A 14,401-nucleotide genomic window follows, 5' to 3' on the forward strand; every position below is an offset into this window, starting at 1 on the left:
GGAGTGGCTACGGGAGGCGCGTCGGCTGTGACCCGCCTCACCTACCGATTGTTCGGTCGTCGGCACATTTTGGCTACAGGCGCCGCCAGGCTGTGGACAAACGGTTCTCCACAGCCTGCAATGAACGCAGGACGTCCACGGCAGGAAGGCGGGGGGACATGGCACCTGAACAAATGGCCGAGGGCCCCGAGGGTCCCGCCCTGCCGCCGCCGCGGCCCCTCGACGCCATCGATCAGGACATCCTGCAGATGCTCCAGGCGGACGGCCGCGCCTCGATACGGTCCGTCGCCGAACGGGTGCACGTCTCGCGGGCCAACGCCTACGCGCGCATCAACCGCCTCATCGAGGACGGCGTCATCCGGGGCTTCGGCGCCCGCGTCGACCATGAGCGCGCGGGGCACGGGACGTCGGCGTACATCACCCTGAAGATCGTGCAGAACAGCTGGCGCACGGTGCGCGAGCAGCTCAGGGAGCTGCCCGGGGCCTCCCACATCGCGCTGGTGGGGGGCGACTTCGACGTCCTGCTGCTGGTGCACACGCCCGACAACCGGGCGCTGCGCGAACTGGTGCTCACCCGGCTCCAGGCCATCCCCGAGGTGCTCAGCACCCGCACCCTGCTGGTGTTCGAGGAGGAGGACCTGGAGCCGCAGGGCTGACTCAGGCGGCCCGGCGCAGGCCGCCGAAGACCAGCTGCACGACGGCGTCGGCGACCTCGCGCTCGTTCATGCCCCGGCCGTCCGGGCGGTACCACTCGACGATCGAGTTGATCATCCCGAAGACGAGCCGGGTGGCGAGCCGCACCTCCACGTCCCCGCGCACGTCCCCGTCGGCGGCCGCCGCCCTCAGCAGGTCGGCGACCTTGTGGTCGAAGTCGCGGCGCCGCTCCAGGGCCCACCGCTCGGTGTCGGTGTTGCCGCGCACCCGCAGCAGCAGCGTCACGTAGGGCAGCTCGGCTATAAGTACCTCGACCATGCGCCGCACGACGTGCTCCAGGCGGTCGGAGGCGGGCCCCCCGCGCGCGGGGGGCTCGTCGAGGATCGCGAAGAGGCCGTCGAGCGCCCGGCTCACGGCGCGGCGCAGCAGCTCCTCCTTGCCGGTGACGTGGTGGTAGATCGACGACTTGGAGATGCCGGCCGCGCGCGAGAGGTGCTCCATGGAGGTGCCGTCGTAGCCGCGCTCGTTGAAGACCCGCACGGCGACCGTCAGCAGCGTCTCGGGGGTGTACGTGTCGCGCTTGGCGGTGGTCATGAGCCGGGGCCCTCCCGCTTGTCCGTGGCGTACGCGTGCCGGTACAGCGCGAGGGAGGGCGCGTACCGCCCGGAGGGGTCGCGCAGATGGAGGTCGTCGAGGAGGGCGTAGGCCCAGTTGCGGCCGAGGCGGCGGCTCCACTCGAAGGGGCCGAGCGGGTAGTTCACGCCGAGGCGCATCGCGGTGTCGACGTCCTCCTCGGTGGCCACGCCCTTGGCGACGGCGTCATGGGCGAGGTCGATGATCCGGGCGACCGTACGGGCGACGATCATGCCGGGTACGTCGCCGATGACGCTGACGTCCTTGCCGAGCGCCTGGAACAGGCCGGTGGCCTCCGCGAGGGTCGCCGGGGAGGTGTCCTGGGAGGCGGACAGGGCGATCCGGGTGGCCCGGCGGTAGTCGAGCGCGAGGTCGAAGTAGACGACGTCCCGGAACTCCACCGACGTCTGCCCGTCGGCGAGCGCCAGCTGGCCGCCGGAGGGCAGCACCAGCCGGGTGCCGTGGTCCTCCTCTTCCTCCCGCACCGGGATGCCCGCCTCGCGCAGCAGGGTGAGCAGTTCCCCGGCCGGGCCCAGATCGCCCTCGGCGACGACGTACGCGGGCGGGCGTTCCCGCTCGGCGGTGTGCGGTTCGGGGCGCTCGGCGCTCCCGGCGTAGTCGTACCAGCCGTGTCCGCTCTTGCGGCCGAGGCGGCCGGACTCGACGAGGCGGCGCTGGGCGAGGGAGGGCGTGAAGCGGACGTCCTGGAAGAAGGACTGCCACACGGAGTGCGTGACGGACTCGTTGACGTCCTGGCCGATCAGGTCGGTCAGTTCGAAGGCGCCCATCTTGAAGCCGCCGCACTCGCGCAGGACGGCGTCGATGGTGGCCGGGTCGGCGCCCTGGGCCTCGTGGACGGCGAAGGCCTCGGCGTAGAAGGGCCGCGCGATGCGGTTGACGATGAAGCCGGGGCTGTCCGCGCAGGCGACCGGCGTCTTGCCCCACGCGCGTGCCGTCTCGTACGCGCGCGTGGCCGAGGTGACGTCGGTGGCGAACCCGGAGACCACCTCGACCAGCGGCAGCAGCGGGGCGGGGTTGAAGAAGTGCAGGCCCACGAAGCGGCCGGGGTTGGCGAGGGCGCCGCCGATGGCGGTGACGGAGAGCGAGGAGGTGTTGGTCGCGAGCAGGCAGTCGTCGGGGACGACCTCCTCCAGCGCGCGGAAGAGGTCCTGCTTGACGTCGAGGCGCTCCAGGACGGCCTCGACGACCAGGGCGCAGTCGGCGAGGTCGGTGAGCTGCTCGGCGGCCACCAGCCGGGCGCGTGCCGCGTCCCGGTCGGCGCCGGTCAGGCGGTCCTTCTCGACGAGCCGGTCGAGGCGGGCGCCGATCGCGTCGGCGGCCTCCCGGGCCTTGCCGGGGACGGCGTCGTACAGCCGTACGGGGTGGCCGGCGACCAGCGCGACCTGGGCGATGCCCTGGCCCATGGTGCCGGTGCCGACGACGGCCACGGGGCTGCTGAGGTCGAGTGCTGTCATGTGCGCGATCCTCCCGCACGGGGTTTTCCACAGATGCGGCGGACCCCCTTGTCCCGACCGATCGTTCGGTTACTCTAACTCTCGATGGCTCTTCCTGCCCATGTTTCTGCCCGGTCATGAACTCGACGGAGAGTTCTTGAAACGAGGAGTTGGTCCCGCATGGCCACCGCCCTGACCCCCCACGAGCTGATCGCCAAGCACCGGCCCACCCTCGACCAGGCGCTCGAAGTCATCCGCACGCGCGCGTACTGGTCCCCGCACCCCGAGCACCCCAAGGCCTACGGCGAGAACGGCAGCCTGGACATGGCGGCGGGCAAGTCCGCCTTCGACGCCCTCCTCGGCACCCGTCTCGACCTCGGCCAGCCCGGCACCGACGACTGGGTGGGCGGCGAGGTCTCCCCGTACGGCCTCGCGCTGGGCGTGGAGTACCCGCACGCGGACGTGGACGTGCTGCTGCCCGCCATGAAGGCCGGACAGCGGGCCTGGCGGGACGCGGGCGCGGAGATCCGCGCGGTGGTCTGCATGGAGATCCTCAAGCGGATCAGCGACCGCACCCACGAGTTCGCGCACGCGGTCATGCACACCTCCGGGCAGGCGTTCATGATGGCGTTCCAGGCGGGCGGCCCGCACGCGCAGGACCGCGGCCTGGAGGCGGTGGCGTACGCGTACGTGGAGCAGGTCCGCACCCCCGAGAACGCCGAGTGGACCAAGCCGCAGGGCAAGAAGGACCCCCTCGCGCTGGCCAAGGCGTTCACGCCGGTGCCGCGCGGGATCGCGCTGATGATCGGCTGCAACACCTTCCCGACCTGGAACGGCTACCCGGGCCTCTTCGCCTCGCTGGCCACCGGCAACGCCGTGCTCGTCAAGCCGCACCCGCGCGCGGTGCTGCCGCTCGCGCTGACGGTCCAGGTCGCGCGCGAGGTGCTGGCCGAGGCCGGGTTCGACCCGAACCTGGTCGCGCTCGCCGCGGAGCGGCCCGGCGAGGGCATCGCCAAGACGCTCGCCCTGCGTCCCGAGATCCGGATCATCGACTACACCGGCTCGACCTCCTTCGGCGACTGGCTGGAGACCAACGCCCGGCAGGCGCAGGTCTACACGGAGAAGGCCGGCGTCAACACGGTCCTCGTCCACTCCACCGACGACTACAAGGGCATGCTGTCCAACCTGGCGTTCTCGCTGTCGCTGTACAGCGGCCAGATGTGCACCACGCCGCAGAACCTGCTGATCCCCCGGGACGGCATCCGCACGGAGGACGGTCCGCGGACCTTCGACGAGGTCGTCGCCGATCTCGCCCGCTCGGTGGACGGGCTCCTCGGTGACGACGCCCGCGCCAACGCGCTGCTCGGGGCGATCGTGAACCCGGACGTCAAGGCGCGCCTCGAAGCCGCGGCGGGCCTCGGCGAAGTCGCCCTCGCCTCGCGTGAGGTGACCAACCCGGACTTCCCGGACGCGGTCGTGCGCACGCCGGTCATGGTCAAGCTGGACGGGGCCAAGCCCGACGACGAGGCCGCGTACATGAGCGAGTGCTTCGGCCCGGTCTCCTTCGCGGTGGCCGTGGACTCGGCCGGCGACGCGGTGGAGTTGCTGCGGCGCACGGTCCGGGAGAAGGGCGCGATGACCGTCGGCGCGTACACCGTCGACCCCGAGGTCGAGGAGGCCGTGCGGGAGGCCTGTCTGGAGGAGGCGGCGCAGCTGTCGCTGAACCTGACGGGCGGGGTGTACGTGAACCAGACGGCCGCGTTCTCCGACTTCCACGGGTCGGGTGGCAACCCTGCCGCCAACTCCGCGCTCACCGATGGGGCGTTCGTCGCCAACCGGTTCCGGGTCGTCGAGGTGCGGCGGGAAGCCTAGAAGCTCGGGGGGTGGCGGTGGATTGCGCGGCCGGCTGTTCGTCGTGGCTTGTCGCGCAGTTCCCCGCGCCCCTAACGGGGCGCTCTCGTGCCCGCGCTCCAATGAAAAAGGGTCATTCCGACGCTCGTCGCCAGGTTGTAGCTGGACACCTGGGGGCGCATCGGCAGGGACAGCAGGTGGTCCGCCCGCGCGCGTACCTCCGGTGACAGGCCGCTGCGCTCCGAGCCGAAGGCCAGGACGGCGTCGTCCGGGAGCTCGACGCCCCGGATGTCGTCGCCCTCGGGGTCCAGCGCGAACAGGGGGCCGGCGGGCAGTTCGTCCGCCGTCAGGCGTTCCACCGCGGTCGCGAAGTGCAGGCCCGCGCCGCCGCGTACGACCGTGGGGTGCCAGGGGTCCAGCGTCCCGGTGGTGATCACTCCCGTGGCTCCGAAGCCCGCCGCCAGGCGGATCACCGCGCCCGCGTTGCCGAGGTTGCGCGGGTGGTCGAGGAGCACCACCGGGGCGGTGCGCGGGACCCGGGCCAGCAGCTCCAGGTTGGCCGCGCGGGGCGGTCGCAGCGCCAGGGCCGCCACCGCCGTCGGATGCGGGCGGGGGACCAGCGAGCGGTACGTCTCCTCGGGGACCTGCGTCAGGAGGGCGGCCAGGGTGTCCGTCACGTCCGGGGCCAGCTCGTCGGCCAGGGCGAGGGCCGCCTGCCGGTCCACCGCCACCGCCACCGGGACCTGGGCCGCGAAGCGCACCGCGTGCTTGAGGGCGTGGAAGCCGTCGAGCAGTACGGCGGTGTCGGCGAGGCGGTGCCAGGTGGTGACGGGGGCGGTCATGACGGGGAGCCTACGTGGCGGGGCTCGGGGTTCTCCGGGCTGCGCGGTTCCGGCAGCGCCGCACCGCCGCCCTTGCGCCGCCGCGGCAGGCGGGCCGCCCGCGCCCCCAGGCGGCGCAGGAACGCCGTCGGCAGGAAGACCGCGTCCGCCGCGATCATCGCCAGGGAGAAGAACGGCAAGCCCAGGACGACCGCGATCACCGCGTGCTCGGTGATCATCGCGGCCAGCAGGACGTTCTTCACCCGCCGGTGGAACAGCGTGAACGGGAAGGCGACCTGGACCAGGACCGTTCCGTACGTCACCAGCATGACCAGGGTGCCGCTGGCCGAGAGGGCGTCGGCGAGGGCGGGCCAGGGGGAGAAGTAGTCCAGGTGCAGCGGGTAGTAGACGGCGGTGCCGTCCTGCCAGCGGGAGCCCTGGATCTTGTACCAGCCGGCGGTGGCGTAGATCAGACAGGCCTCGGCCATGATCACCAGCAGGGCGCCGTTGTGCACGATGTTGCCGACGACGTCGAGCAGGATGCGCGGCTGGTCGGTCCTCGCCCGGCGTCCGACCAGCCACCACACGGCCTGGGCCGCCCACATGCCCCACAGGACCGCCGGTACCAGCCCCTGCCCGCCGACCCACGTCTCCAGGAAGGCCACCGCGACCGCGACCGCCCGTGCCGCTCCGGACCCGGCCTCGTCGGCGGGCCAGTCGTCGCCGAGCTTCCCGGCCAGCGTCGCCCCGGCCAGCACCAGCCCGAGCACAGCCCACAGCAGCGGGCCCACCCGGTCCGTCACCCGCTCCTCACGCGCGCGTGCCGCCCGTTCCCGGCCGGCCCTGCGCGCGTCCAGCGACCACACCTGGCCGCAGCGCGTGAAGACCAGGTAGATGCACATCAGGTGCAGGACGTTGTCGCCGCCGTCGCCCATGAAGACGGAACGGTTCTGGAGCGAGAGCACGCCGACCATGAACAGCACGGACGCCGTGCGGGTGCGCCAGCCCAGCAGCAGCAGGACGCAGGAGAGGACGGCGAGCGCGTAGACGGCCTCGAACCACAGCCGGCTGTCGGACCACATCAGCACCGTGAAGGCGCCGTTCAGGTCGATCAGCCGCTCGGCGAGCCCGAAGCTCCAGGGGCCGTCGGGGCCGTACAGCTCGTGGCGGTGGGGCAGCTCGCGCAGCAGGAAGAGCAGCCAGGTCGCGGCGAAGCCGATCCGGACCACGGCCGTCTGGTACGGGCCGAGGGCGGACTCGGTGACCCGGGCGATGCCGGCCGAGAGCGCGAGGGCGTAACGGTTCATGCCGGGTCCCCTCCGGCCTCATCCTCGGGGACCTCCCACCAGGGCATCTCCCGGTAGACCGGCTTGTCCGACACCTGCTCCTGGCTCCACTCGGGCGGGCGGACGTTGGTGGTGCGCGAGCGGAGCTGGACGCGCTCGACGAGTCCGCCCGGTCCGGCCGCGTCCTGGCGGTCCAGGCGCAGGACCACGATCCGGCGCAGGTACGACTCGGCGAGCTCGCCGCGCTCGCCGACCGGGCGGTTGTCACTGCCGTGGGTGGCGAGGAGGAGGTCCCAGGCCCGGCGCAGCTCGTTCTGCTGGGTGTGGCTGGGCAGCAGGTTGCCGTCGATGTCCCGGCCGTCGCGGGCGGACAGGTCGTACCAGCCGGTGGTGCGCATCCCGCCGTCCGGCTCGCGTATCTCGGCGCGGGCCTGGACGGCGATGTTCTGCTGCAGCGGGTTCGGCGCGAAGAGCTTCCAGTTCTGCTCGAACTCCGGATATATCCAGTCCTCGATGGCCGAGCCGTGCTGCTTGCTGACCGTGTTCGAGGGCGCGACGTGCAGGAAGACCATGCCGATGTGGACACAGACGGCCACCGCCACGACCGCGAGGGCGAGGGCGGCGGTGATCTGGTAGCGGAACCGGAGGGCGGCCACCCCGGTCCGGGGCTCGGGCGCGGGCGGCGGCCCGTGGCGGGCGTCGCCCGCTGCCTCGTACGCGTCCATTTCGCCCCGTCTCCGGATCCGGTCCCCGGCAGGGCCTGCCCCGGACGGCCCTGCTCGGGGTGACACCTTACGGCGCCCGGCTCACGACGGGGTCACGTCTGCCGAGCGGTCGGTAGGTGCCCTGTCCGTACCGTTCCCTTCTGCTAGAACCTGTTCTATCTTGACGCTCCGTCAGATCTCCGTGGGCGCGGGAGGGCAGGACCGTGGACTTTTCCTTCACCGAGGAGCAGCAGGCGGCGGCCGAGGCGGCGCGGGGGGTGTTCGCCGGGGTCGCGCCGGACGCCGTGCCGAGTCCCGCGCTCGCCCCGGGCGCCGTGGCCGAGGACTTCGACCGCGCGCTGTGGGCCCGGCTCGCCGACGCCGACCTGCTGAGCCTGCTGCTCGCCGAGGAACACGGCGGGGCGGGGCTCGACGCCGTCGCGCTGTGTCTGGTGCTGCGGGAGGCGGCGGGGGTGCTGGCCCGGGTGCCGCTGCTGGAGCACAGCGCGGCGGTCGCGGTCCTCCAGGCGTACGGCGGTCCGGAGCTGCGGTCCGGGCTGCTCGCGCGGGCCGGGCGGGGGGAGGCCGTGCTGACCGTCGCCGCGCACGGGCGCACCGGGCACGACCCGGCGGAGCTCGCGGTGACCGCGCGGCGGGACGGCGCGGAGTGGGTGCTGGACGGTGTGCAGACGGCCGTGCCGTGGGCCTTCGACGTGGATCTCCTCGTCGTACCGGCGGGTGCGGACGGGGACCGGACCGTGCTCGCGGTGGTGCCGCCCGGGCAGGCTGGGGTGGGGCTCGCCGAGCAGTACTCCACCAGCGGGGAGCGGCTCGGGGAGGTCCGGCTGGACGGCGCCCGGCTCGGCGGGCGGGACGTGGTGGAGGCGGCGGGGGCCTGGGAGCGGCTGCGGGAGCTGCTGACGGTCGGGACGTGCGCGCTGGCGCTCGGCCTCGGCACCCGGGTCCTGCGGATGACCAGCGAGTACACGGGCAAGCGGGAGCAGTTCGGCCACCCGCTCGCCACCTTCCAGGCGGTCGCCGTGCAGGCCGCCGACCGGTACATCGACCTGCGCGCGATGGAGGTCACCCTGTGGCAGGCCGCCTGGCGGATCGCCACGCAGGCGCCGGGGGCGCTGCCCGTCGCCGGGGATGTCGCCGTGGCCAAGATCTGGGCCTCGGAGGGGGTACGGCGGATCGTGCAGACCGCGCAGCACCTGCACGGGGGGTTCGGGGCCGACGTCGACTACCCGCTGCACCGGTACCACGCGTGGGCCAAGCAGCTGGAACTGACGCTCGGACCGGCGGCGGCGCACGAGGAGGCACTGGGGGACCTCCTGGCCGCCCATCAGCTGGGCTGAGCCGGGCGGGCCGGGTTGCGGGGAGGCAGCGGCGCCGGGGGCGGGCTGCGAAGGCCCGGGCCGCGGGACGCCAGAGCGGGGAGTCGGCCGCGGGACACCAGAGCGCAGGACACCGGGCCGCGGGGCGCTGGGGCTACAGGACGAAGCCCGGCTTGCCGTCGTCCGTCACGACCGGGCGGCCCGCCGCCGCCCAGACCTGCATGCCGCCGTCGACGTTCACCGCGTCGATGCCCTGCTGGACGAGGTACATCGCGACCTGGGCGGAACGGCCGCCGGAACGGCAGATCACGTTGACCCGGCCGTCCTGCGGCGCGGCCTCGGTCAGCTCGCCGTAACGGGCGACGAACTCGCTGATGGGGATGTGCAGCGCCCCTTCGGCATGGCCCGCCTGCCACTCGTCGTCCTCGCGGACGTCCAGGAGGAAGTCGCCGTCCTTGAGGTCCGAGACCTCCACCGTGGGCACGCCTGATCCGAAATGCATGACTCAGACGCTACCGGAGGGCGGGGCGAGCAGGTCCGCCAGCTCGGCCTCGCGTGCGGAGACGTCCGACAGCAGCTGCTCGGCGATCTCCTCCAGCAGCGTGTCCGGGTCGTCCGGGGCGAGCCGCAGCATGGAGCCGATCGCGCTCTCCTCCAGCTCGCGGACGACGACCGTGAGCAGTTCCTTGCGCTGGGAGAGCCACTCCAGGCGGGCGTAGAGCTCCTCGGCCGGGCTCGGCAGGCGCTCCTCGGGGACCGGGCCCGCCGCCCACTCCTCGGCCAGCTCCCGCAGCAGGGCCTCGTCGCCTCGGGCATACGCGGCGTTCACCCGGGTGATGAACTCCTCCCGGCGTGCCCGCTCCGCGTCCTCCTGGGCCAGGTCGGGGTGGGCCTTGCGGGCGAGCTCGCGGTAGAGCTTGCGGGCCTCGTCGCTGGGGCGCACCCGCTGCGGGGGCCGCACCGGCTGGTCCGTGAGCATCGCGGAGGCCTCCGGGAACAGGCCCTCGCCGTCCATCCAGCCGTGGAACAGCTCCTCGACGCCCGGCATCGGCATGACCCGGGCCCGGGCCTCCTCCGCCTTGCGCACGTCCTCGGGGTCCCCGGAGCGCGCGGCCCTGGCCTCGGCGATCCGGGCTTCCAGCTCGTCGAGGCGGGCGTACATCGGGCCCAGCTTCTGGTGGTGCAGCCGCGAGAAGTTCTCGATCTCGACGCGGAAGGTCTCCACGGCGATCTCGTACTCGATCAAGGCCTGCTCGGCAGCCCGAACGGCCCGCTCCAGCCGCTCCTCGGGCCGGGGCGCGGCCTCCTCGTCGGGCTGGGGCTGCTCGGCTTCCGGGGTCGTCACCCGACCAGACTAGGCCACCGGCCGGCCCCGGCGGGCGGCTCACCGACCCGGCCGCCGGGGCCGGCGAGGCTCATATCCCGGTCTCCGCCGCGATCCGCCCCGCTCGCACCGCCGCCACCAGCTCCGCGTGGTCCGCCTCGGTGCGGTCGGCGTAGGTGACCGCGAAGGTGGCGATCGCCTCGTCCAGTTCCTCGTTCTTGCCGCAGTAGCCGGCGATCAGGCGGGGGTCGGCGCAGTGGCTGTGGGCTCGGGCGAGCAGCGCGCCGGTCATCCGGCCGTAGTCGTCCAGCTGGTCGGGGGAGAGGGCCGCCGGGTCCACGCTGCCCTTGCGGTTGCGGAACTGGCGCACCTGGAAGGGGTGGCCGTCCACCGTCGTCCAGCCCAGGAGGATGTCGCTGACCACCTGCATGCGCTTCTGGCCCAGGACCACCCGGCGGCCCTCGTGGTCCGCCTTCGGGGTGTCGAAGCCGGCCGTGGCCAGGTGCGGGACGAGGGCGGAGGGGCGGGCCTCCTTCACCTGGAGGACCAGGGCCTCGCCCCGGTGGTCGAGGAGGAGGACCACGTAGGAGCGGGTGCCCACGCTGCCGGTGCCCACCACCCGGAACGCCACGTCGTGCACCGCGTACCGGGCCAGCAGCGGGAGGCGGTCCTCCGAGACCGTCCCGGCGTACTGCTCCAGGGACGCGGCCACCGCCGCCGCCTCCTCGTCCGGGACCCGGCTCAGCACCGGCGGGGCGGCCACGAAGCGGCGGCCGCCGTCCGGCGTCGGCTCCGTCGACTTCGCCGCGAACTTGCCGCTGGTGTTGGAGCGGGCCTTCTCGGCCACCTGCTCCAGCGTGCCGAGCAGGTCGTGGGCGTCGGTGTGGGAGACCAGCTCCTCGTCGGCGATGGCGTTCCACGCGTCCAGCACCGGGAGCTTGGCGAGCAGCCGCATCGTGCGCCGGTACGCGCCCACCGCGCCATGGGCGGCCTGGCGGCAGATGTCCTCGGACGCGCCCGCCTCCCTGCCGGCCAGCACCAGCGAGGCCGCGAGCCGCTTCACGTCCCACTCCCAGGGGCCGAGCACCGTCTCGTCGAAGTCGTTGAGGTCGATGACCAGGCCGCCGCGCGCGTCGCCGTACAGACCGAAGTTCGCCGCGTGGGCGTCGCCGCAGATCTGGGCGACGATCCGGGTCATGGGGGTGCGGGCCAGGTCGTGGGCCATCAGGCCCGCGGAGCCGCGCAGGAAGGCGAACGGGGTCGCCGCCATCCGGCCCACCCGGATCGGCAAGAGCTCCGGGATCCGGCCGCGGTTGGACTCCTCCACCGCCGCCGTCGCGTCGGGGCGGGACAGGTCCAGTTCGAGGAGGGCGTGATCCGCGCGCGGGACGCGGTCGCGGAGCGCCTTGCCCTCCTTCTTGGCCGTGCTGTTCCCCGGCCACTCGGCGAATCCGCGGACCCGGGGCAGCCGCCGCTCGCCCGGCTCCGCCGTCTCCTGCCCATCGACGTCGACCACACCGACCGCCTCCCCCGAACCCCGGGCCGTCCCCCGGCCCGCACGAACATCAACTCGTGCCGACGGTACAGCGGGGAGGGGCGAACGCGTCAGCCCCTGTGGACAACCGGGGTCCGTCCCTGTGGACAGGGGCGGGGTCTGTGGACAACGCCGTACCCCTACCGGGGCCCGGCCGGGTCTTCCCGCACGCTCAGCAACGCCGTGAACGCCTCGATCACCAGCCGCAGCGACGCCTCCACGGCCGCGTCCCCGTCCGGCGTGGTGGCCGGGCGGACGGTCACGGCACCCGGCTCCCTGCCCCGGCCGGTCTCCAGGTAGGCCAGGACGTCGTCGGCTCGCAGGGGCGGCCCGTCGGCGGGGCGGGGCAGGGCGTCGAGCAGACCTTGCAGGGTGTCGAGCAACTGCCGCCGGTCCGCGACGGGTTCGCGATTCATACCCTCAGGCTGGTGAGGAGTGGTCAAGGACCGTTCAAGGCGCCGCCAACGGCCCGGAGCGCGGCTGGTCGGCGGTGGTGGCGAGGATGAACCGGGCGACCGCCTCGGGCGCGTCGTGCATCGGGAGGTGACCGCAGCGCGGCAGCACGTGCGCCACGGTCCCCGCCGGGAGTTCGTCGAGGAACCGGGCCTGCCCGGCCCGCAGGACGGCGTCCCGGGAGCCGAACGCCACGCGTACGGGGACGCCGATCCCCCGGCCGCCGGTGAACCGGGTCGTGCTGACGGCCCGCCAGGTGGCCTCGAACCCCGGGGCTCGCGCCATGTCCCGGGCGGCGGCGCGGGCGTGGGCGTAGGGCACGCGCGCGGGACGGCCGTAGATGCCCGCGAGCAGGGCGGTGCGCGACGCCGCCGTCCGCAGGAGGGGGGCCGCGGGGCCGGCCAGCCAGGGGGCGGCACGCCGGCAGGAGCGCAGGAGGAGACGGGTGGTGAACGGGGTGGTGCCGCGCCACAGGCCCGCCGGGGAGATCAGGCTCAGGGTGCGGACCCGGCCGGACAGGGCCAGTTCCAGGCCCACCCAGCCGCCGAGGGAGTTCCCCGCCACATGGGCCGTCTCGATCCCCCGCGCGTCCATGAACCGGCCCACGGCCCCGGCGAGCTCCCGCGCGGTGGGCCGCACGTCCGCCGCCAGCGCGGGGCTGTCACCGAAGCCGGGCAGGTCCACGGCCAACACCTCGTGCCGCGCGGTGAGCAGCCCCACCACCGGCTCCCAGCACCGCCGGCCACTGCCGATGCCGTGCAGCAGCAGAAGGGGGGAACCGGTGCCGTGACGGCTGTGAGCGAGGGTGGGAAACGAGACGGCGGCGACCCCCCGCCCCGCCCCCCGGGCCGCGGCCGCCGCGCCCCATCGGGCCCGGCTCCGTCCGGCCGACCCCCCGGCGCCGGTCATGCCGCCGTCCGGGCAGGAACCCTGGCCGGGGGTTCGGCGGTGTTCGTCGCGTGGTCCACCAGGTACGGGGCCGCTCCGAGGTACTGCGTCGGGTCCAGGAGTGCGGTCAGTTCGGCCGGAGTCAGGTGGCGGACCACCTCGGGGGCCGCCGCGAGGGCGTCCGCCAGGTCCGTTCCGCGGTCCGCCGCCTCGTGCGAGGCCCGGGTCAGCAGGGCCCGTGCCGCTGTCTTCCCGAGCAGCGGGGTGAGGACCGCGGCGATCCGTTCGGAGACGATCTGTCCCCCCGTCAGGTCGAGGTTCCGGCGCATGCGCTCCGCGTCGACCGTGAGGCCCTCCAGCAGCTCCGCCGCCGTGTGCGCCGCGCCGCCCGCCAGCCGCAGGCACTCCCGCAGGGGCGCCCACTCCGCGTGCCAGGCGCCGCCCGAGCGTTCGTCCTCCGCGAGCATCGTGCCGTACAGCACCGCGGCCAGCTGCGGCACCTGGAGCGCTGCCGAGCGGATCAGCGTGGCCAGCACCGGGTTCCGCTTGTGCGGCATCGCCGAGGAGGCGCCCCGCCCGGCCACCGCCGGTTCGGTGACCTCGCCGACCTCGGTACGGGCCATCGACTGGACGTCGACGGCGATCTTGCCCAGCGCGGACGTGAGGTAGGCACACACCGCGCCCGTGTCGGCTATGGGTGTCCGCAACACATGCCAGGGCAGCGCGGCCGGGGCCAGACCGGTTTCCCGCGCGTACTCCTCGACCAGGCGGCCGGCGTAGTCCTCGCCGACCGGACCGGCGTGCTCCAGGTAGCCGGCCAGGGTTCCGGCGGCGCCGCCCAGCTCGACGGGGAGGGAGGCGGCCAGCTCGTCCAGGCGGCGGCGGGCGTCGGTCACCAGCTGGAGCCAGCCCGCCGCCTTCAGACCGAAGGTCGTCGGCACGGCGTGCAGGGTGAGGGTGCGGCCCGCCATCGGGGTCGCCCGGTGGGTGCGGGCCAGGCGCTCCAGGGCCGCGGCACAGCGGTCCAGGTCGGCGCGGACCAGGGCGGCGGCCCGCCGCACGACCAGCATCGTGGCCGTGTCGAGGATGTCCTGGCTGGTGGAGCCCCGGTGCACGTACTCGGCGGCGGCCGGGTCCTGCGCGGCGACCACGGCGGTCAGCGCCTTCACGAACCCGACGACGGGGTTGGCCGTCTCCCGGGCCGCGCGGGCCAGCGCCACGAGGTCCAGGCGCTCGGGGTCGGCCGCGTCCACGATCGCCCGGGCCGCCGCCTGCGGCACCGTGCCGAGGCGGGCCTGCGCCCGCACCAGCGCCGTCTCCGCCTCGACCATGGCCGACAGCCAGGCCGCGTCGGACACCGCCGCCTCCACGGGCGTACCCGCCCGCACCGGGGACAGCAGTCCGGAGTCCACGCAGGAGAGCGGCTCCTGGGAGAGAGGGAAGGTCATGGGATGGTCCTCTT

Annotated in this window: 14 protein-coding genes; 3 read left to right on the forward strand and 11 right to left on the reverse strand. The window is 73.9% G+C overall.

Features of this window, described 5'->3' with window-relative positions; translation table 11 throughout:
* Positions 1–173: 173 nt before the first annotated feature.
* Entirely contained in the window at positions 174–656 is a 483-nt protein-coding gene (locus M8H82_RS13535) for an Lrp/AsnC family transcriptional regulator (RefSeq protein ID WP_250073876.1), read from the forward strand.
* A 1-nt stretch (position 657) separates the two neighbouring features.
* On the opposite strand, the gene M8H82_RS13540 is transcribed toward M8H82_RS13535, so the two are convergent.
* Both M8H82_RS13540 and M8H82_RS13545 read right to left on the reverse strand, forming a co-directional pair.
* Positions 658–1,248, reverse strand: a complete 591-nt coding sequence (locus M8H82_RS13540; RefSeq protein ID WP_250073493.1) for a TetR/AcrR family transcriptional regulator — start codon at positions 1,246–1,248, stop codon at positions 658–660.
* Positions 1,245–2,762: a 3-hydroxyacyl-CoA dehydrogenase gene (locus tag M8H82_RS13545; protein ID WP_250073495.1), complete on the reverse strand. Its 1,518-nt coding sequence runs from the start codon at positions 2,760–2,762 to the stop codon at positions 1,245–1,247. The genes M8H82_RS13540 and M8H82_RS13545 overlap by 4 nt, the downstream gene beginning before the upstream one ends.
* Before the next feature lie 159 nt (positions 2,763–2,921).
* On the opposite strand from M8H82_RS13545, the gene paaN reads away from it, so the two are divergent.
* On the forward strand, positions 2,922–4,613 hold the full coding sequence (gene paaN, locus M8H82_RS13550; protein WP_250073498.1) for a phenylacetic acid degradation protein PaaN: 1,692 nt from the start codon (positions 2,922–2,924) through the stop codon (positions 4,611–4,613).
* 71 nt (positions 4,614–4,684) lie between these two features.
* Here the strand turns inward: paaN and M8H82_RS13555 are convergent, their stop codons facing one another.
* From M8H82_RS13555 to M8H82_RS13565, 3 genes are read right to left on the reverse strand one after another with little or no spacing between them, the layout of a single operon-like run.
* Positions 4,685–5,434 (reverse strand): RNA methyltransferase, encoded by a 750-nt coding sequence (locus tag M8H82_RS13555; RefSeq protein WP_250073500.1) that lies wholly within the window; start codon positions 5,432–5,434, stop codon positions 4,685–4,687.
* Entirely contained in the window at positions 5,431–6,720 is a 1,290-nt protein-coding gene (locus tag M8H82_RS13560) for an HTTM domain-containing protein (protein WP_250073502.1), read from the reverse strand. The genes M8H82_RS13555 and M8H82_RS13560 overlap by 4 nt, the downstream gene beginning before the upstream one ends.
* Entirely contained in the window at positions 6,717–7,424 is a 708-nt protein-coding gene (locus M8H82_RS13565; protein WP_250073504.1) for a DUF5819 family protein, read from the reverse strand. The genes M8H82_RS13560 and M8H82_RS13565 overlap by 4 nt, the downstream gene beginning before the upstream one ends.
* 203 nt (positions 7,425–7,627) lie before the next feature.
* Between M8H82_RS13565 and M8H82_RS13570 the strand changes: the two genes are divergently transcribed.
* The gene (locus M8H82_RS13570; protein WP_250073505.1) at positions 7,628–8,761 is read left to right on the forward strand and encodes an acyl-CoA dehydrogenase family protein; all 1,134 of its coding nucleotides are present in this window, start codon (positions 7,628–7,630) and stop codon (positions 8,759–8,761) included.
* A gap of 133 nt (positions 8,762–8,894) precedes the next feature.
* Here the strand turns inward: M8H82_RS13570 and M8H82_RS13575 are convergent, their stop codons facing one another.
* The 6 genes from M8H82_RS13575 to pcaB all read right to left on the reverse strand — a co-directional run bounded on the left by M8H82_RS13575 (position 8,895) and on the right by pcaB (position 14,387).
* Positions 8,895–9,224 (reverse strand): rhodanese-like domain-containing protein, encoded by a 330-nt coding sequence (locus M8H82_RS13575; protein WP_250073878.1) that lies wholly within the window; start codon positions 9,222–9,224, stop codon positions 8,895–8,897.
* A 21-nt stretch (positions 9,225–9,245) separates the two neighbouring features.
* Positions 9,246–10,085, reverse strand: coding sequence for a hypothetical protein (locus tag M8H82_RS13580; RefSeq protein WP_250073507.1), 840 nt, complete (start codon positions 10,083–10,085; stop codon positions 9,246–9,248).
* Between the two features lie 70 nt (positions 10,086–10,155).
* A complete protein-coding gene (locus M8H82_RS13585; RefSeq protein WP_250073508.1) occupies positions 10,156–11,580 on the reverse strand; it encodes a DUF2252 domain-containing protein in 1,425 nt (474 codons plus the stop codon).
* Between the two features lie 158 nt (positions 11,581–11,738).
* A complete protein-coding gene (locus M8H82_RS13590) occupies positions 11,739–12,014 on the reverse strand; it encodes a hypothetical protein (protein WP_250073511.1) in 276 nt (91 codons plus the stop codon).
* 34 nt (positions 12,015–12,048) lie between these two features.
* A complete protein-coding gene (locus tag M8H82_RS13595; protein ID WP_250073512.1) occupies positions 12,049–12,960 on the reverse strand; it encodes an alpha/beta fold hydrolase in 912 nt (303 codons plus the stop codon).
* Positions 12,957–14,387, reverse strand: coding sequence for a 3-carboxy-cis,cis-muconate cycloisomerase (gene pcaB / locus M8H82_RS13600; RefSeq protein ID WP_250073514.1), 1,431 nt, complete (start codon positions 14,385–14,387; stop codon positions 12,957–12,959). The genes M8H82_RS13595 and pcaB overlap by 4 nt, the downstream gene beginning before the upstream one ends.
* Between the last annotated feature and the right edge of the window lie 14 nt (positions 14,388–14,401).

The sequence above is a fragment of the Streptomyces sp. YS415 genome (assembly GCF_023544665.1).
GTDB lineage: Bacteria > Actinomycetota > Actinomycetes > Streptomycetales > Streptomycetaceae > Streptomyces.